This is a genomic window from Algibacter aquimarinus (assembly GCF_039543265.1).
Lineage (GTDB): Bacteria > Bacteroidota > Bacteroidia > Flavobacteriales > Flavobacteriaceae > Algibacter_B > Algibacter_B aquimarinus.
Genome location: NZ_BAABJK010000003.1, coordinates 88118 through 106407, shown reverse-complemented (window position 1 = coordinate 106407; position 18290 = coordinate 88118). Strand labels below are relative to the sequence as shown.

Below are 18290 nucleotides of genomic sequence, written 5' to 3'. Positions count from 1 at the left end.
TTTTTAACATCGAGAAATAGATATTTTAATTTTTCTTTAAGACTTAAGCATTAACAATATTAATTTTGAGAGTAAATAGTATAAAACTAATTTAACGCTCACAAGTCTTACATTATATAATATTAAAAACTTTATTATTAATTTAGTGAAGAACTTGTTGGTCAAAAACCAATCACTAATTATAAGAGACGTGATAAAAAAAATCATCTTAATTCTAACCCTTTTTGTTTTTTTATCATTCACATTTACCAATAATTTTAGAGAACTTGTACTTGAAAAATTAGAAAATTACGTCAGTAATCACCCAGAAAAATTATATATCCAAACAGATAAACCTTATTACGCTTTAGGAGATGATATTTGGTACACAACGTATTTAGTAAACGGTATAACTCATAAAAGATCTAATTACAGCCGTGTTATTTATGTTGAGCTAATTAATGAGCAAGATAGTATAGTTTCAAAAAAACAATTATACACAAATGATATAAGTGTAGCCGGAGATTTTAAAATTGAAAAAAACTGGAAACCTGGAAATTATCTACTAAGAGCTTTTACTAATTATATGCGAAATGGTGATTCTGATTATTTTTTTCAAGCTCAAATACCCATATTAGGTCTAGAAAATAAAGATTTAATAAACACCAATACAGAAATTAACCAAAGTGATACTGGTAAAAGCATATCAATTACACCTCCCGAAATTAATTTCTATCCTGAAGGTGGCTATTTAGTTAATGGTATTTCGTCTAAAATAGGCATCAAGGCAAAAGACGAAAACAATAGAAATATTGCTATTAAAGGCTTGATAAAAGATTCCAATAACGAAATAATTTCCGAATTTAAAACACAATTATTTGGTTTAGGCCTCATTTTATTACTTCCTGAACCAAACAAAACCTATTACGCTAGTATAAACATTAACGGTAAAGAATTTAAATATCCTTTCCCAAAAGCTTTGTCTAGTGGCTACAATTTAAGTATTATAAATAATGGAGATAATATTAAATTTAAAGTAGTTTCAAATAAACCGACTGGTTTAAAAAATTCTTTTTTAGTTGGTCACCAGCGAGGTAAACTAATTTTTGAAAAATTTGAAACCAGTCAAAAAAACACTTATTATTTCAAACTAAATACTAACAATTTACTTGAAGGCATTACAAATTTTACTTTGTTTGACAATAATGGCAAACCCGTTTGTGAGCGTCTAGTATTTATCGAAAACACAAATAATAAAATTAAAGTCAATGTTAGTTTAGATAATAAAATTTTAAAAACCAGAGATAAAGTGTCTATGCAAATAGACTTAAAAGATAAGGAAGATAATAGTCTATATGGAAACCTATCTATGTCTATAACCGATATTGATGCGGTAGAACAAAGTACTAAAAACGAAAATATAAAAGCTTACCTTTTATTAAACTCTGATATTAGAGGACATATTGAAAATCCTGGATATTTTTTTGAAAAAGAAAACGATGCCAAACGCAGATATTTTTTAGATTTAGTAATGTTAACCCATGGCTGGAGACGTTTTACATGGAACGAGTTGTTATTTAAACCTGAAACAAAAAAACCTTATGAACCCGAAAAAGGTCTTTTTATTTCTGGCTATACTAAGGATTTAAAGGGTAAAAACCCAATACAATCAACCACGAGACTAACAGTTATGGAACCCCAAATTTACCAAGAAAAAAAGACTACAGATTACAAGGGTGCATTCCAATTTGGCCCCTATGTTTTTTTTGACACTATCCCAACACTAATTGAAGCACGTCTTAAAGATTTTGAAAGAGAGTTTACAAAAAATAGAGATGTTAATATTTCAATACAGAAAAACAATACTTCTAGTCCAGAAGTAATAAGAAAAAACATAAAAAAATCTGATAACACTTTCAGTACAAAAATTGAAGATTACATTAACAAGGCACAAAAAATTTCTGATATAAATAATGAGTTTCTGGAAAATGCCAGACGGCTTGATGAAGTTCTAATTATAGCTAAGAAAAAAAGTGAAGCAGAAGAACGGACTGAGATTTTAGATGAAAGAGCAAATAATGTTTACCCAACACATAGGCTAGATCTTAATGATGTTATTGGTGGTGAGTCTCAATCTATTATTTTTTTGCTTAACACCATACCAGGTGTAAGAGCAAATAGTCAAGGGGCATCAATTAGAAATGGCGGACCAGCTGGAATACGATTAGATGGTTTTCCTTCAACATTTGAGGATATTGCCTTTTTATTTGGTTCTGATATAGAATTTATTGATGTTTTATCGGGAGCAAATGCTGGTTTTTATTCAAATGCAAGTGGTGGAATTATTTCAATTTATACCAAAAGATTTAATCCTAACACAATAAACGTAAAACGCAAACCAGGTATTATAAATTTTGATGCAGTTGGTTTTTATACTGCAAGAGAATTTTATGCTCCAGACTATGGTAATAGTTTTGATGAAGTAAAAAAACAAGATGTTAGAATTACTCTACATTGGGAACCAAAAATAGTTCTTAACGAAGCTTCAAACAAAGCTGAAATCTCATTTTTTACAAGTGATGCGAGTAGTAATTATGCAATTAAAATTGAAGGCATAACAGATAATGGAATTCCTTTTTATAACATGTCTACGTTTGTGGTAGAGTAACTAAGTACAACTATTATTTTGTTTGTCTTTAATATTTACTTTTTAAAAAAATCTTATTGCAATACTAATTAAATTTAAGATTATGGATTAAAATTGTGTAACCACTTTTGTTTTTTTATCGTCTAAATAAAAACACATAATAAATATAGAAATGAGACTATCTTACTTAACGCTTTTATTATTTATTTCTCTAAGCGCCTTTGCTCAATCTAAAGATAAGACCAAAAACAAGAAACCTACTATTGCCATCTTAGGCACCTTTCATTTTGCTGGTTCTCCTACTGATGCTGCTTCGTTAAAAGTTGACGACATGAAATCTGAAAAAAGACAAGATGAAATTTTAGAATTAGTTGATTTACTTGCTAAATTTAAACCTACTAAAGTTATAATAGAACGGCCATTTACCAGTAAAAGAGCAGATTCTCTTTACGCTCAATATCTTAACGGGGAGCATAAATTACACATAAGTGAAACTCAACAATTAGGATTTAGATTAGCAAAAAAATTAAATCATAATCATGTTTATCCTGCTGACACTAAAATGGATCTTCCTTTTGATGAACTTATGAATTACCTAAATAACGAAGGAAAAATGCATGAATTTCAAAATATGATGAATTCCATAATGCAAGTTATGGGAGAAATGCAAAACATCTACAATTCTAATTCGTTAAATGATTTTCTTATTTATATGAATAGTGATAAAAATGATGACCTTAATAAAAATCTTTACTTAGAATATATTAATAAAATAGGCACATCAAGTAATCCTATCGGTTCTGATGTTGTTGCAAAATGGTGGAATAGAAATTTTAAAATTATACGAAATATTGATGAAATTACTAAACCTGAAGATCGTGTTTTGGTTATTTTTGGACAAGGGCACACCTCCATTTTTAAAGATTTTTATAAAACGCGAAAAGACTATAATTATGAGGATATTACAAAATACTTACATTAGTAATTTACTTTAATCAAGCTTCTAAATTTTAGCACCAAAATTATTTAAAAGCTTTTCTATATTCATATGATATGTTTCATAATGACTTAAATTATTATGGCTACCGCCTTCAATAGTGATGAGTTTGGTGAGTTTTTCCGGAGAGACTTTAAATAGTTTTTGAGCAGATTTATAAGGTACAATTTCATCGTTGGTTCCGTGAAACATGGTAATTTCACAATTAACTTCATTTATAAAATTATATGTTAGGAATTTATATCTCATTAACTTTTCTACTGGAAAAACTGGAAATCGAGACTTTGCCACATCAATAATACTGTAATATGGTGTTTCTAAAATAAGCTGTTTAGGGTTATTTTTTGAAGCCAGATAAGTGGCAATAGCTGTTCCAAGAGAACGCCCGTAAATTGTAATTTCGCTTTCGTCGTAACTATTTATAAGATGGTTATAAAACAATTGTGCGTCACTATAAAAAACAGATTCACTTAATTTCCCTTTGCTTTTTCCATAAGTTCTATAATCCATCACTAAAACGTCATATTGCTTTTCAACAAAATATTCAGCTATAGTTCCCCAACGCGACAAATCACCTGCATTTCCATGAAAATACAAGATTACTCCTTTTGGGTTTTTAACTTTAAAATGGACAGCGTTTAATTTTGCACCATCGTTTGTTTCTAAATTTAATTCCTCAAAATTATAATTAAATTGAAACTTATAATCTTGCTCTAAAACCGTAGGTAAAAACAATAATTTTTCTTGTATAAAATATAAAGATGCAGTAATCATAACATATAGGCTTACTAAGACTAAAAGGATATTTTTAAGCCTTCGTTTTAGTGGGTTTGGAGCTGTGTTTAACATGAATGCTTGTTGTTGATAAATCGATAGTTTGGGGTTTAGAATTTAGTATTTCGTGAATCATCTTATGGTAAGATTCAAAGTTATTTAAGTTTTTATGTCCGCCTCCAATTACGGTATGCAACTTGGTAAGCTGTGGGTTTACTTTTGATAATTTTACACTGGTTTTATAAGGGATAAGCTTATCATTTGTTCCGTGAATAATATGTATTGGACATTTTACGTACTTCAACCATTTGTAAGTTGGTAACGGATATTTTAATAAAATAGATAATGGCATAAATGGAGCATATCTTGCTGTAACTTTTGTTAAACTATAGTAAGGCGCATCTAGTATTAACATTTTTGGATTGTTAAGAGAAGCTAATTTTGCAGCAAAACCAGAACCTAGAGAACGACCATAAAGAATAATTCTATCTTCTGTTGTTCGTTCTTTTATTTTATTATACACTTCTTGCAAATCTCTTTTTATGGCTTTTTGCGAACGTTTACCTGTGCTTTTCCCGAAACCTCTATAATCAACCATTAAAACATTATAGTTATGTCGCGTAAAATCTACAGCAAATTTACCCCAACCTTTTATACTCTTTGAATTGCCTTTTAGATATAAAACAATGCCTTTAGACTCGCCTTTGGGTTTAAAAAGCAAACCGTTTATAACTGCACCATCTCTGGTTTCTAAATTATATTCTTTGATGTCTTGGTTCTCATAATAAAACTCAAAATCCTTAGACAACTTTTCTGGCTTAAAAAGCATATAGTCTTGTAAGTAATACAACGCAATACTTATTCCGATATAAATAATAAAGATAATTACTAATGTATGTAACCAATAAGGCATGTTAAAAACCGTTAGAATACTAATATACAATAAATGCATGAATGCTTTTAATCTTCGTTTTCTACATAATTCTTAATAGATATGCCATCAACCATTACAGCACTTAAAACAGCTTCGCCATTTTTTATATAAACTATTGCGTAGGTAGTGATGGGTAATGAATCGCGTTGCCTATTTCTTACTACAACTTCTGCATCATAAGCTTTTGTTTCTTCCATATAATACTCAGTAAATGAATATTTAATCGATAATTTTTTTGAGTAATTTGAGTACCAACCTGCTTTTGCTTTAACGTAATTATTTTTATTAGGTATAATATTTCTACTAACCGCTTCAACTTCAGCAAAACCTAAACTATCGTTGGTTAAATAAACAAAAATCGGTTCGTTTGTTTGCCATAAAGTATCTTTGATTTTAAAAGTATCATTCTCATAATTTAAATTGATGTACTTTCCTTTGAATGGATCACTAGGGTCTACTGGCTGAGTTTTAAATTTATAGGCAACACCATTTTTTAAAATAGATTCTTGTTTTAAAATCATTTGAGTTGGAATAAATAGTTGCAACAATGCTACTACTATAAATATGATAAGTGTATATGTTGTTTTCATTATAATTACTTTATTTTTTTATTGATTTCTGTTTTTTCAACATTATATAATTGGTTAAAAAGAAACCCATACCTACACCAACAAATAGCATACCTCTTAAAACAAAGCTGATATTTGTATCAAAAAAACGACAAACTATAAGTATGGTTATTATTAAAAGTCCGTAGTTTAAAATTCCAAAGTGAAATTTATCAGCGCCAATTCTAATAGTAATAATTCCTAATATAAGCGTTAATATATTTATTAAAACTGTTGGTATAATCTCATTATTTAACCCAACAAAAAATATTATAGAAAATAATATAAACACATATTGAAATAGGTTTTTTACTACTAACCATTTATTTAAATAACTATAAATTAGAACTACTATGTTTAACAAAAAGATTATTACAAAAAAGTAAAATTCTTGAGAGTTAAAAACTAATTCTTCATTTAAAATATCTTTCCAGAGCCATTCAAAACTAGCTAGTAGTAGCATAAAAACTGTTCCTAAAGAACCAAGGATCAAATAGCCATTCTTTCTTAGTTTTTGACTATCAAAATAGGGTAACTTCCCAATATTATATAGCAAACTAAAAAGCGATATATACATTAAATAACCAAATTCTCCATTATTTTCAATAAAAGCTCCTAAAGTAATAGCAATGCTTAATGGTATTATCCAATTAAAAATGGATGTTATATTACTAGTTCTTCTTTGTTTCAACAGTTGAATATAATAAGGCAAAAAAGCTAATATTAATAGAATATATAACCATGGAGTATTAATAGAATTATAGGAATAACCAGCCTCACAAGCATAATATGTGGCAAAAACAATGTGCAGAATACCCAACGCATTAGATTTGAGTAAATAAATAAGCGGTAAAGAAAGCAATGTCCAGGTTAGTAAAAAACTACTTAAATCTCCTGGAATATTATAAATCTGACTTACTAATGCAATACTAGACCCTATGGCAAAAAACAAGAATACTCCAGAAGCTTCTTTCCAAGTTTTACTTTGGCTTTTAAAAATTGAATACCCCACAAATAATTGACCTATGATTAAAGGCAAAAAAGCCAAAATAGTTTTTACACTTTTAGAGAAATTATCCCAATTATGTGCCAGTATTAAAATAATCCCTAAACCTACTAAAGCAGACCCTAAAACCGCAAAAACTGTAAAGAGTCGGTTTGGAGAATCGACTTCCTTTGATTTATAATAAGATTGTATTCTTGCGGCAACTTCTTGGGATATAACTTGCTCTTCAACAAGTTCACTTATATCATTTTGAATTTTTGAATTCATAAACTTTTAATTTAAAAATTTTAAAAATATTTCCTGAAACGGATCTCGATTTACAACTGTATAATAAAACAGTGCTCCTAACCAACCATGAAATACACCCATAGCGTAAATATTCTTCTTTTTTAAATAAATAAAACCATAAAAGAGTGCTAAAATAAATGTACCAAACATTAACCAAATCGAAGGAAAATGAACTACTGAAAATAAAATAGCAGTACTTATAATGATTAAAATTTTATTCAATTTAATACTTTTTAGATGATTTAAGTTACCCGCAATCAGCCCAATAGTTAAAAACTGTTGAATGGTTCCCCAAATAGGATATGTAATTAATAACGGTAATACATGCCATGTGATGTTAATAGTGTCTAGAAAATATCCGATAGTAATAAATGATATTACAGATATAATTCCGAACGGAAGCATTATTTTAATAGAGGCTCTAAAATTATCTGTTCTAAATCCCCAATATTTTAGAATATTATTTTCTCGTTTATATCTGTAAAATATGTAAACTCCCCAGGCTATTATTGCAAAAACAACAAACGGTAATCTCCAAGTGAGATAATCCATAAATACAAATTTTCCAACTGCTGTTAGCACAACAGCGAGAATCTCTAAAAGTCTTCTTTTATCAGAAATTAATGGTGTTAAATTTTCTTCTGAAAACTTTAATAAATCTTTGGTGAGTAATGATTTCATATACTAGAATTTTAAAACCCCGCAACCAAAAGCTGCGAGGCCTTGGGTTAACTAACCAACCATCAAAACAACCCTTTATTTTCTCTTTTGATTAGAATAGCTTAATTATTCATCCTCTTTCAAATTTCGATCTATATATTGAATATCTCTAGTGTTTTTCTGAACCGCAATGGCCGCAAACAAGCTTAGTAAAAACGACATCCCGTAGAACCCTTTTTCACTTAAAAGTAAATCGGCGTTCCAGAGTCCTATAACTAAAAGCACAATTGATGTAATAGTTGTAAACCAGCTTATACTATAATAAATTTCGGTTACAGGAATATCTTCCATTTTATCTCTAACTGCTTTCTGAACAGAAATTACCGAAAACAAACCAAAAAGCAATATGGTAAAATAATATCCTTTTTCGTTTAGCATCATATCAGCATTCCATAAACCTATACAGTATGACGTCATTCCTATTAATAATGCAGACCATGATGCCCCAACAAAAGCGGCTGTTGGTTTTTGGTCAAAAACTTTAACGTCTTTTTTAATTTTAGTTTCTTTTGATTTTTCATCAACAGAAACAGATGTTTGATAATTCATAATATTTGTTTTAATGATTAAAAAGGTACTTGAATATGAACCTTACTTGATATAGCTGAAACTGTATTACTATAAATTTCAGTCACTTCTTTTGTTATTACCTTTGAGAAAATAGATATAATACTTACAAGGCAAATAATAAGTGTTGTTTTAAAATGTGATTTCATAATGTTTGTTTTAATGGTTACAAGGCAAAATTGCAACACTTATAAAGTTTAGCAAACACAATCTTTATAAAAAACTGACGATATAAAAAATATTTAATTTAATTTAATTATTATATTTATTGATATTTTTAAATATTTTATGACGATTTAATGATTGATTTAAATACATTAATTTCTACACTTTCGGCAGAAGAAAAACAAAAACTGATTGTTTTTTTAGAAAAAAAGAACAAACGTAAGGACACAAAAAATATTCAATTGTTTAAATATTTGTCAAAAAATACACTTACATCTCAAGATATTTGCCTCAAAATTTATGGCACCGAAAAAGCAAATTCATATCACGCTTTAAGAAAACGGCTTTATCATTCTATTCTAGACTTTATAGCCAGTATAAGTTTACAAGAAGAAAACTCTACAGACATGCAAATTATAAAGTATGTATTGGCCGCAAGAAAATGTTTAGAATACAAGCAATATAAAGTTGCCTATAAAATTTTAGATAAGGCTGAAGTAATAGCATCTGAGCATTCTTTGTTCCCAATACTAAGTGAAATTTACCACACAAAAATCCAATATGCTTATGCCAACCAAACTGTATCAGTGGAAGATATTATTTCAAAATTCAAGAAAAATCAGCAAAATCATTTTTTAGAAGATGAGCTAAATATTGTTTATGCTAAAGTGAGGCAAACTTTAAACAACATAACTTTTAAAGGCGATATAATTGATTTTCAAACGCTTATTAACAACCTTTTTCAGGAACATAATATAGAACTCAAGGAATCTTTATCATTTAAATCGTTGTATCAACTTATGTCTATTATTGGGCTTTCAGCCTTTGTTACTAACGACTATTTAAAAACCGAACCATTTTTAATTAACACATACAAATCTATTATAACATCCAAACAGGGTCAAAAATCTATTTATTATCACATTCAAATTCTTTATCTAATCGCTAATACTTTATTTAGAAATAAGAAATTTGAGGCGTCTTTAAGTTACCTAGAGATGATGCATGTAGAAATGCAACTTCAAAGAAAAAAATATTACAACACTTTTAAATTAAAATACCATCTTTTATTAGCGCTTAACTACAATTATTCAAACCAACAAAAAAAAGCTATTAACTTATTAGAACCTTTAATTTCAATAAAACATAACGATACAGAATCATTGCTTGATATTTATTTAAGTTTAATTGTTTTTTATTTCCAAAAAAGGGCTTTTAAAAAAGCAAATCTTCTGTTCTCTAAATTTTATCATTCAGATAATTGGTATACAGAAAAAGCTGGGAAAGAATGGATAATTAAAAAAAACTTAATAGAAATTCTGCTTCATATAGAACTTGAAAATATTGACTTGGTTGAATCTAGACTATTAAGCTTTAAAAGAACTTACTTTAAATATTTAAAAGACATTAAACAAGAACGTGTTATTACGTATTTGAGCTTGGTTGAAGTATATTATAAAAAGCCTGAAATTGTCACTACAGAAAACTTTAAAAACAAAGTTGAGAATGCTTTTGAATGGATAGAAAAACAACGCGAAGATATTTTTGTAATGAGTTTTTATGCTTGGTTAAAGAGTAAAATGGAAAAGAAAGATTTATTTGAAGTAACACTTAATCTTGTTAGAGATTCTAAAACAATAGACTAATAAAACTTTAATTAATTAGATTGTTTAAGTTTATTATTTTTATCTGATGTTTAAAAAAATTGTTTTTTTTATTTTTAGTTGTGTCACATCTATTTTATTAGCACAACAAACAGATAGTTTATCTATTAAAAATGGAATTGACAACCCAAGCATTTTAACAACACACCATTTTGGTATTTTTAGCTCTCGAATTAACCAAAATTTCAAAATTAGACCTCACCAAAAAACAACACTGGATTTTAATTTAGTAAGCGGCAATAATTTCCATCCGTTTGTTGAAGGTTATTTTCCAAAAGACCCTGAAGTAAGAGAGCAATTTAGTCAGAAAGTTTGGTTTCAACGTAGTTTTAATTTTATAGACGAAGAGACTACACCTGCAGATTATATGAATATTGTAATTGATGCCGTGATTAAAGAGTTTAGATTAAAAGCAAATATTCCTTTAAATAAAAAACATGAGCTAAATGTTACCATTCGTTCATATTTAGTAACCAAAGGCAAACATCCGTTTTCGTTTTTCACAGGTGATGAAACTATAGAATGGTTTCATAGTAATATAGCCGGTGGCGAGGATCCATACGGAAGACGTTATTATGGGCTAAATCAAGTAAATTTTGAATACAACGACAGAAACGGCAAAACATTAAGACTTGACAACAACAATTTTTTTATCGGAGGCTTTGAGCTTAGTCATTTTTATTACCCCAATTTATCAATAAATAAAACCAAAAAAATATTTATAAATCTAGGTAGCCATTTAGGTATAAATACGTCTAAATTTAACCCTTCAATAGATATGGGAGTTTCTATAAATTCAATTAAACATATTGAATTTAAAAACAAACAAGAACTTGATATAGCTATAGGAATGAATATATTAAGAAAAAACATAATTAATTTTAACACACCTGTAGACTTAGGTAACAACAAATACTTAGCCACTATTGAAGGCAATATTGAATATGTAAAATACACCAGAAAAAAAAACTATCATGCTTTTGGACTAAACTACCAAATACAATCTCGATACAACAAAAAAGAAGAAGCCGATTATTTTACACTTAAAGGTAAATGGCAAGAAATAAATGGAGGTTGGCAACACGGTGTCTCTACCTTATATAAAGCACAATCTAACTTGTCTTTTATTTATACGTATGGAAGACCAAAATTTAAAATTGCCTTTTATTTAAAGGAAGATTTTGAAGTAAATAACGCTCCAGATTTACAATCAGGAATAAACATTCAAATACCTGTTTTTAAGTAGGTTACCCTAAAAATACAACTTCTTTTAATTGATTATTTTCTGTTAACTTCTAGTTAAAATTAAAGCTCTTTTTAAACCTTTTATAAAATACTAAGTCCAAAAAGCAATTAAACCTTAATAATTATAAAATGAAAAAAATAATATTAATTGCTATAGCTTTTATAGGATTACAAGCTACTGCTCAACAAAGACAACAAGGACCTAATAAACGTGATGGCCGTCAAAAAATGATGAACCTTTCTGCCGAGGAAATTGCAACACTACAAACCAAAAAAATGACTTTGTTTTTAGATTTAAATGAATCTCAACAAACTCAAATTATGGCAATAAATTTAGAAAATGTAAAAGCTAGAAAAGCACATATGGAAGCTAGAAAAGCTAAAAAAGAGGCTGGCAATACTGAAAAACCAACTCAAGAAGAGCGCCTAAAAATGATGAATGCTAGACTTGACCACAAAATTGAGATGAAAGCAAAAATGAAAAACATTTTAAATGATGAGCAATATGCTAAATGGGAGAAAGCGCAAATGAGAATGGCAAAAAAAGGTAAAGACAATAAGAAGGGACAGAGACAAGGCAAGAAAAAACAAAGGCAATAAAGATTTAGTTTAGTACATTTGATTATAGTTATGTTAATTAAAAACGCATTTCAATATTTTGAAATGCGTTTTGCTTTTAAAGAAAATCATTCATTACTTCTAAGATAAACACTTCCAGATCCAGCATCCAACTTCATTTTTGTTTTTCCAGAATTTAATTAACTTTAGAATTAATATTTCTTTCCTATTTTTAACTTAAAAAGCTAGCAACCTATATATTTATTAACTTCCCCAAGAAGACTATAATAAATTTTTAGCTACAGAATCTACAGCAGATATAGTAAAATCTAGGTCCTCATAACTTAATGCATCAGTTATAAACCAAGTTTCAAATGAGCTTGGCGCGATATAAACCCCTTCATTAAGCATGCCGTGAAAGAACTTTTTAAACGTTTCATTATTTCCTTTAGCAGCAGTTTCAAAATCTACAACTTCAGCTTCATCAAAATGAACAGAAATCATTGACCCTACTCTATTTATAGTATGAGTAATCTTATTTTTAGATAGCACTTTAGTAATTCCTTTATGTAAATATTCGGTTTTATCAGCTAATCGATTAAAAACCTCATTATCATCATTTAAAGCATTTAACATGGCTAATCCTGCTGCCATTGCTAATGGATTTCCACTTAAGGTTCCAGCCTGATAAACGGGACCCAATGGAGCTAGATGATTCATGATTTCATTTCTAGCAGCAAATGCACCAACTGGCAATCCGCCACCAATAACCTTTCCGAAACAAACAATATCTGCATCAATATTATAAAGCTCTTGCGCCCCTCCCTTTGCTAATCGGAAACCCGTCATCACTTCATCAAAAACCAGCAAAATATTATTTGCTTCACATAACGTTTTTAAAGCTTTTAAGAAGTTATTTTTAGGCGGAATACAACCCATATTTCCTGCTACAGGCTCTATAATAACACAAGCAATTTCATTTTTATTTGCATTTATTAATGCCTTAACATTATCAATATCATTATATCTTGCAAGCAAAGTATCTTTGGCTGTACCTTTAGTAACTCCAGGGCTATTTGGCGTACCAAATGTGCTTGCTCCACTACCTGCTTGAATTAAAAATGAATCAGAATGCCCATGGTAGCATCCTGCAAATTTTATAATTTTATCTCTTCCCGTAAAACCACGCGCCAATCGAATAGCACTCATACAAGCCTCAGTTCCTGAATTAACGAAACGTATTTTATCAATATTAGGCACCATTGAAACGGCTAATTGTGCAATTTGAGTTTCAATCTCGGTTGGCATTCCAAAAGATGTTCCTTTTTTAGCTTTTTCTGTAACTGCATTTACAACAGGCTCGTAAGCATGCCCCAAAATCATTGGTCCCCAAGAATTTATGTAATCTACTAATCTATTACCATCTTCATCATATAAATACGCCCCTTTTGCTTTCTTTACGAATATTGGCGTACCTCCAACACCTTTAAAAGCTCTAACTGGTGAATTTACACCTCCCGGAATAACTTTTTCTGCTTCTAAAAACAACGCACTACTACGTTTGTAAATCATATAATTTAAATTTATTAAGGCTTAATTACTAATTTCTGACCAATACTTAAAGATGTATCACTTAAACCATTTATTTCTTGAAGTTCTCTTACGGTAACTTTATATTTTCTTGAAATTGAATATAACGTATCGCCTTTTACAACGGTATATTCTTTTGAAACACTTGTATTTAAAGGCTCTTCATATTTAACATAAGTATCACCTAAAACTGCTTTATCAAATTCGTATAACTTATAGCGTTCAATTAAGCTTATCAACTTCTGAGGATATTTTTTGTCCGTTGCATAGCCTGCTGCTTTTAGTCCTTTGGCCCATCCTTTGTAATCCTCCTTTTTAAGCTTAAATAATTTTGAATACCGTTTTCTGTCTTTTAAAAACAGTGAATGATCTCTGAAAGAGTACTTTGCATCTTTATATTTTCTGAAACATTCCTGTTTCTCATCGTCATCATGATAGATTTTTTTTCCCATCCAACCATGACATTTTATTCCGAAGTGATTATTTGCTTCAACGGAAAGACGACCTTTACCAGAACCTGATTCCAAAATTCCCTGGGCTAAAGTAATACTAGCTGGCACGCCATATAATTGCATCTCGCTTTGCGCAATATTGCTAAAATCACCAATGTACTTTTCTGTAGCATTTGCATACACTTTTGTTTCCTTTGGTTTAGTTTCTTCTTTAGTGTCAACAACAATCTCAGTATTATTTTTAGGTTTCTTGGTTACAATCGTCTTTTTAGTTTTACAACTAAATAACATAACACCTATAAATAATACTAGAACAACTCTTTTCATTTTTTACTTTATTAGCGGTAAATTTTTATTTTTCAATCTTAAATTCATACCATCAATTCCTTGTAAGCCTCCAGTATGAATTGCTAATATTTTAGAACCTTTTGGGAAGAATTTTTTATCTATTAAGTGAAAAATCCCGAACATCATCTTTCCTGTGTATATAGGATCTAATGGAATATTATTCTCCATCTTAAACTGATTAATAAAACTAACTAATTCTGTATTTATTTTAGCATAACCTCCAAAATGATAATTAGTTTTTAAATCCCAATTGGTCTTAGTTGCAAATTTACTAATATCTTGTTTTAAAAAACTGCCCTTTAAAGCAGAAAAACCCAAAACTTGTTGACTAGGTTTTGAACAATTTATAATCCCAGAAATGGTTCCTCCTGTACCAACTGAACAACAAATGAAATCAAAACACTCATCAGATTCATCAAGTATTTCCTCACAACCTTTTATTGCTAAAGCGTTAGTTCCACCCTCAGGAATAAGGTAAAAATCTCCAAATTCATTTTTCAATTCATCTAAAAACAACTTTTCACTTTTTTTTCTATAAGCTTCGCGTGTTATAAACTTTAATGACATATTACAAGCTTCTGCAAAATTCAAGGTTGGATTCTCTTTTACTTTACTTTCTAATTCCTCACCTCTTACAATTGCTATAGTTTTAAAACCTAACAACTTTCCAGCCGAAGCCACAGCAGCTATATGATTGGAAAATGCACCACCAAAAGTTAAAAGTGTTTTAAAACCTAATACATCTGCTTCAAGTAAATTATATTTAAGCTTTCTGTATTTGTTACCAGAAACAAAAGTATGCAGGCGATCTTCACGTTTTACATACAATTCTACATCTGAATTGTCAGCTATTTTAACTCGCTCGTTTACGGTGTTTTCGAAATCAAATTTCATGACTACGAAGATACTTCAAAAAAGCCCATATTGGTCTGCTTTCAAGATATTCCAAATTAAATTCATTTGAATAAGCTTCCCGCTCAAAAGAGATATTCTTATAAGCTTTATTCCAATTTTTATACCTAATTAATCTTATTAAAAACTCAATAAAGTAGCATAGATAAAAGGCTAATACAAATAATTCTAATTGTTGTTTGAGATGAATTCTTTCGTGATTAACTAAAACCGAATCTTGTTTAAGAGCTTTTCTTTTTAAGAAAATAAACGGAAATATGGTTAAACCATTGTAGCCTTTTGGAATTAAATATTTTGAGATAAAAACCATAACATTAAACAAATCAAAAATCAATCCAATAAAGCCTTTTCTAATAAGTTTTATTTTAAATCTATATTCTCAAGAGAATTGTAATCTAAAGAAATCTTGATTAATAGATAAAAAAACAATTATTTTGAATTACATTATCTTTGTTAAACTATGAAAAAAATTATCCCCATTGAAGAAGGAGATTACTATTTAACTCCCGAAGGTTACCGTTGTTTCACAGAACAATATCATTTAAAAAGAGGATATTGTTGCGAAAGTGGATGCAGACATTGCCCCTATGGATACAACAATAAAACTAATTTACAGCAAAAAGTTAAATAACACCCAATAAAAGCTCAATAAACAAAGTGCTTGGTATGATTATTGATACATATTAAAAAATTAAATACATTACAGCTATGGAAAAATTACTAAAAAATTCAGCCATTTTATTACTGCTAATTGCTTTTACTTCTTGTAGTTCTATAAAAGTTGCAGCTGATTACGACAAAGATGCAAATTTCAATGATTATAAAACCTTTGCTTTTTTTAAAACTGGCATTGATAAAGCTGAAATAAGCGATTTAGATAAACGTAGAATATTACGCGCTATAGAAAGCGAACTTCTTGCTAAAGGATACACGAAGTCTGAAAACCCAGATATTCTAGTAAGTCTTTTTACAAAATCTCAACAACGTGTAGATGTTTACAACAACGCTTGGGGTAACGGCGCCTGGGGTTGGGGTGGCTGGGGCTTCGGCGGCTGGGGTTGGGGTGGTTTTGGACCAGGTTGGGGCTGGGGTTGGAACCAACAACCTACAGTATCTACATCAATACAAGGTCATTTATACATAGATCTCATAGATTCTCAGAAAAAAGAATTAGTTTGGCAAGGTATGGGCACTGGTTATTTGAGTAGAAAAATTGAGAAAAAAGAAGAACGAATTAAAGAATTCGTTACAGAAATAATGACGAAATATCCTCCTGTAGCTGTACAATAAAATTTAAAAGTAAAAAGCACCAAATGGTGCTTTTTACTTTTTATGGAAAATATGGTTTTGCATGACCGTTATCAACCAACCATTGGTTTACCTCCAAGCCATCTTCTAAAACAATATTAGCTAAGTACCTTCCATACTTACCTTGCTTATCTTTATAAGACCTGATAGTTACTTCTTTATCAAGAACCATTTCTCTTAAAATATCTCTCACTTTTCTACCTTCTTCTTTTTCTGCACCTCTCATTTCTGGTGTATCAATACCATAAAGGCGTAATTTCATTTCTTGTGAATGAAGAAATCCTAAATCTACAACAGCAGTTACGGTATCTCCATCGTAAACATCAATAATTTTTGCTTTATAATTATACATAGTTTTATTATTTATTACATTACAATATCATTCTTCCATTCATAAGGTTCTGGAATATCAGTATCATCAATAAGCTGACGAATATCTATTTCTATGCCTCTACTCATATCAGTAATTGGCACATCATTAGGTCCGCCTTCAAAAGGATTTTCTGTATTTTCTCCTATAGCTTCCATTGTATGAAACACCCAAGCTATTAGCGCACTAAATGGAACAGAGAACCAAACAAAATGTTTAGCTATAAACTCCTGTATTTGATGCGTTAAAGAACTATGCGATTTGTGAGTCATTAAATCTTCCAGAATATGATCACCTATAACCTCAAAACCCTCCATAATTCCAAAAGGCAATAAAATGATAAACACCCAAACAAACATATAATTTAGTGTAGCAAATTGTCGTGGGTAAGGAAAATTTTTAATCCGCTCACTTTTACCTTGTAGACTATAAAATTCGACTAACAAATTAGCCATTTCCATATGTCTAAAATCTTCAATCAAACCTTCTGCCATGAGTTCCTTTAATCGTCTGGATTGTATACCTATTATTTGAGAGGCTTGATTTCCTTTTGCAAATATCTCTTTAAATTCATCTTCAGAGATATATTCTTTAATAGCATCTTCAACAATAATTTCGTCTTCACAAACCCTGAAATTATTACTCCTAAATTCCTCGTTATGCTTTCCTTGTTTTAAATGCATTTCCCAAGGCTTATCCTGTCTTAACTGATATCTAAGTGCTGTTAACCATGCTATGTGTCTATGCACTAATTCTCTCTTAATAGTTTGCAACTCCTCATCTGTTCTTTCCTTTTTTGCATGAGCATTAGTAATAAAATCTTTAACCATTATAGTCCAAGATCTAGAAGCATTAACTATTCCACCCCAAATTTTACGTGCTTCCCAAAGCCGATCATAAGATGCATTATTTTTAAAACTTACAATAAATGCTACTGCAGTACCTAAAACTCCGAGTGGCAACCATGGCACGTGTAACCATTTTAAACCCACAACATCAAAAAGAACAACAGGTATGAGTGCTATTAATAAGAATAAAAAAATATGCCTTCGTGTCCATCTTAAAACACCTCTTACTGGAAATATTCGTCTTGTATACATGTTTTGTAACTAAAATTATCATTCTAAATATATGGAAATCTTTAACGTTTATTCAAAT

General features: G+C 29.6%; 19 protein-coding genes. 7 read left to right on the top strand and 12 right to left on the bottom strand.

The annotated features are described in order from the left end of the window. Positions 1–190: 190 nt before the first annotated feature. A complete protein-coding gene (locus tag ABD939_RS02715; RefSeq protein ID WP_345164256.1) occupies positions 191–2647 on the top strand; it encodes a Plug domain-containing protein in 2457 nt (818 codons plus the stop codon). Positions 2648–2798: 151 nt separating this feature from the next. Continuing rightward, positions 2799–3608 carry a DUF5694 domain-containing protein gene (locus ABD939_RS02710; protein ID WP_345164254.1) on the top strand — a complete coding sequence of 270 codons (810 nt, stop codon included), beginning with the start codon at positions 2799–2801 and terminating at the stop codon, positions 3606–3608. Positions 3609–3629: 21 nt separating this feature from the next. Here ABD939_RS02710 and ABD939_RS02705 read toward each other — a convergent pair whose 3' ends face one another. The 7 genes from ABD939_RS02705 to ABD939_RS02675 form a co-directional block, all read right to left on the bottom strand. Beyond that, a complete protein-coding gene (locus ABD939_RS02705) occupies positions 3630–4472 on the bottom strand; it encodes an alpha/beta hydrolase (protein ID WP_345164252.1) in 843 nt (280 codons plus the stop codon). Further along, positions 4432–5310 (bottom strand): alpha/beta hydrolase, encoded by an 879-nt coding sequence (locus tag ABD939_RS02700; RefSeq protein WP_345164250.1) that lies wholly within the window; start codon positions 5308–5310, stop codon positions 4432–4434. Before ABD939_RS02700 ends, ABD939_RS02705 begins: the two co-directional genes overlap by 41 nt. Before the next feature lie 47 nt (positions 5311–5357). Then, on the bottom strand, positions 5358–5921 hold the full coding sequence (locus ABD939_RS02695; protein WP_345164248.1) for a GDYXXLXY domain-containing protein: 564 nt from the start codon (positions 5919–5921) through the stop codon (positions 5358–5360). Positions 5922–5931: 10 nt separating this feature from the next. Continuing rightward, on the bottom strand, positions 5932–7212 hold the full coding sequence (locus ABD939_RS02690) for a DUF2157 domain-containing protein (RefSeq protein ID WP_345164246.1): 1281 nt from the start codon (positions 7210–7212) through the stop codon (positions 5932–5934). Positions 7213–7218: 6 nt separating this feature from the next. Next, a complete protein-coding gene (locus ABD939_RS02685) occupies positions 7219–7914 on the bottom strand; it encodes a CPBP family glutamic-type intramembrane protease (RefSeq protein ID WP_345164244.1) in 696 nt (231 codons plus the stop codon). 105 nt (positions 7915–8019) lie between these two features. Then, positions 8020–8502, bottom strand: coding sequence for an inner membrane protein YiaA (yiaA, locus tag ABD939_RS02680; protein WP_345164242.1), 483 nt, complete (start codon positions 8500–8502; stop codon positions 8020–8022). Between the two features lie 17 nt (positions 8503–8519). Further along, complete coding sequence (locus ABD939_RS02675) at positions 8520–8669, bottom strand: hypothetical protein (protein WP_345164240.1); 150 nt, start codon at positions 8667–8669, stop codon at positions 8520–8522. A gap of 150 nt (positions 8670–8819) precedes the next feature. On the opposite strand from ABD939_RS02675, the gene ABD939_RS02670 reads away from it, so the two are divergent. From ABD939_RS02670 to ABD939_RS02660, 3 genes are all read left to right on the top strand, one after another. Further along, positions 8820–10331, top strand: coding sequence for a hypothetical protein (locus tag ABD939_RS02670; protein WP_345164238.1), 1512 nt, complete (start codon positions 8820–8822; stop codon positions 10329–10331). A 46-nt stretch (positions 10332–10377) separates the two neighbouring features. Beyond that, entirely contained in the window at positions 10378–11595 is a 1218-nt protein-coding gene (locus ABD939_RS02665; RefSeq protein ID WP_345164237.1) for a hypothetical protein, read from the top strand. 128 nt (positions 11596–11723) lie between these two features. Then, positions 11724–12194, top strand: a complete 471-nt coding sequence (locus tag ABD939_RS02660; protein ID WP_345164234.1) for a hypothetical protein — start codon at positions 11724–11726, stop codon at positions 12192–12194. 240 nt (positions 12195–12434) lie between these two features. Here the strand turns inward: ABD939_RS02660 and hemL are convergent, their stop codons facing one another. From hemL to ABD939_RS02645, 3 genes are read right to left on the bottom strand one after another with little or no spacing between them, the layout of a single operon-like run. Beyond that, positions 12435–13724 carry a glutamate-1-semialdehyde 2,1-aminomutase gene (hemL, locus tag ABD939_RS02655; protein WP_345164232.1) on the bottom strand — a complete coding sequence of 430 codons (1290 nt, stop codon included), beginning with the start codon at positions 13722–13724 and terminating at the stop codon, positions 12435–12437. A gap of 14 nt (positions 13725–13738) precedes the next feature. Continuing rightward, positions 13739–14521, bottom strand: coding sequence for a glucosaminidase domain-containing protein (locus tag ABD939_RS02650; RefSeq protein WP_345164230.1), 783 nt, complete (start codon positions 14519–14521; stop codon positions 13739–13741). A 3-nt stretch (positions 14522–14524) separates the two neighbouring features. After that, positions 14525–15436 carry a 1-aminocyclopropane-1-carboxylate deaminase/D-cysteine desulfhydrase gene (locus ABD939_RS02645; protein WP_345164228.1) on the bottom strand — a complete coding sequence of 304 codons (912 nt, stop codon included), beginning with the start codon at positions 15434–15436 and terminating at the stop codon, positions 14525–14527. A 478-nt stretch (positions 15437–15914) separates the two neighbouring features. On the opposite strand from ABD939_RS02645, the gene ABD939_RS02640 reads away from it, so the two are divergent. After that, positions 15915–16085, top strand: coding sequence for a C1orf53 family protein (locus ABD939_RS02640; RefSeq protein WP_345164226.1), 171 nt, complete (start codon positions 15915–15917; stop codon positions 16083–16085). A 77-nt stretch (positions 16086–16162) separates the two neighbouring features. Continuing rightward, the gene (locus ABD939_RS02635) at positions 16163–16744 is read left to right on the top strand and encodes a DUF4136 domain-containing protein (protein WP_345164224.1); all 582 of its coding nucleotides are present in this window, start codon (positions 16163–16165) and stop codon (positions 16742–16744) included. 40 nt (positions 16745–16784) lie between these two features. Here ABD939_RS02635 and ABD939_RS02630 read toward each other — a convergent pair whose 3' ends face one another. Next, positions 16785–17114 (bottom strand): thermonuclease family protein, encoded by a 330-nt coding sequence (locus tag ABD939_RS02630; RefSeq protein ID WP_345164222.1) that lies wholly within the window; start codon positions 17112–17114, stop codon positions 16785–16787. A gap of 14 nt (positions 17115–17128) precedes the next feature. Then, positions 17129–18232 carry a bestrophin family protein gene (locus ABD939_RS02625; protein ID WP_345164220.1) on the bottom strand — a complete coding sequence of 368 codons (1104 nt, stop codon included), beginning with the start codon at positions 18230–18232 and terminating at the stop codon, positions 17129–17131. Positions 18233–18290: the final 58 nt, after the last annotated feature.

Excerpts from the sequence above, each read along its gene's own strand:
- ABD939_RS02710 (WP_345164254.1), top strand. The coding sequence starts at position 2,799 with ATGAGACTATCTTACTTAACGCTTTTATTATTTATTTCTCTAAGCGCC.
- ABD939_RS02705 (WP_345164252.1), bottom strand. The coding sequence starts at position 4,472 with ATGTTAAACACAGCTCCAAACCCACTAAAACGAAGGCTTAAAAATATC.
- ABD939_RS02700 (WP_345164250.1), bottom strand. The coding sequence starts at position 5,310 with ATGCCTTATTGGTTACATACATTAGTAATTATCTTTATTATTTATATC.
- ABD939_RS02695 (WP_345164248.1), bottom strand. The coding sequence starts at position 5,921 with ATGAAAACAACATATACACTTATCATATTTATAGTAGTAGCATTGTTG.
- ABD939_RS02690 (WP_345164246.1), bottom strand. The coding sequence starts at position 7,212 with ATGAATTCAAAAATTCAAAATGATATAAGTGAACTTGTTGAAGAGCAA.
- ABD939_RS02685 (WP_345164244.1), bottom strand. The coding sequence starts at position 7,914 with ATGAAATCATTACTCACCAAAGATTTATTAAAGTTTTCAGAAGAAAAT.
- yiaA (WP_345164242.1), bottom strand. The coding sequence starts at position 8,502 with ATGAATTATCAAACATCTGTTTCTGTTGATGAAAAATCAAAAGAAACT.
- ABD939_RS02675 (WP_345164240.1), bottom strand. The coding sequence starts at position 8,669 with ATGAAATCACATTTTAAAACAACACTTATTATTTGCCTTGTAAGTATT.
- ABD939_RS02670 (WP_345164238.1), top strand. The coding sequence starts at position 8,820 with ATGATTGATTTAAATACATTAATTTCTACACTTTCGGCAGAAGAAAAA.
- ABD939_RS02665 (WP_345164237.1), top strand. The coding sequence starts at position 10,378 with ATGTTTAAAAAAATTGTTTTTTTTATTTTTAGTTGTGTCACATCTATT.
- ABD939_RS02660 (WP_345164234.1), top strand. The coding sequence starts at position 11,724 with ATGAAAAAAATAATATTAATTGCTATAGCTTTTATAGGATTACAAGCT.
- hemL (WP_345164232.1), bottom strand. The coding sequence starts at position 13,724 with ATGATTTACAAACGTAGTAGTGCGTTGTTTTTAGAAGCAGAAAAAGTT.
- ABD939_RS02650 (WP_345164230.1), bottom strand. The coding sequence starts at position 14,521 with ATGAAAAGAGTTGTTCTAGTATTATTTATAGGTGTTATGTTATTTAGT.
- ABD939_RS02645 (WP_345164228.1), bottom strand. The coding sequence starts at position 15,436 with ATGAAATTTGATTTCGAAAACACCGTAAACGAGCGAGTTAAAATAGCT.
- ABD939_RS02640 (WP_345164226.1), top strand. The coding sequence starts at position 15,915 with ATGAAAAAAATTATCCCCATTGAAGAAGGAGATTACTATTTAACTCCC.
- ABD939_RS02635 (WP_345164224.1), top strand. The coding sequence starts at position 16,163 with ATGGAAAAATTACTAAAAAATTCAGCCATTTTATTACTGCTAATTGCT.
- ABD939_RS02630 (WP_345164222.1), bottom strand. The coding sequence starts at position 17,114 with ATGTATAATTATAAAGCAAAAATTATTGATGTTTACGATGGAGATACC.
- ABD939_RS02625 (WP_345164220.1), bottom strand. The coding sequence starts at position 18,232 with ATGTATACAAGACGAATATTTCCAGTAAGAGGTGTTTTAAGATGGACA.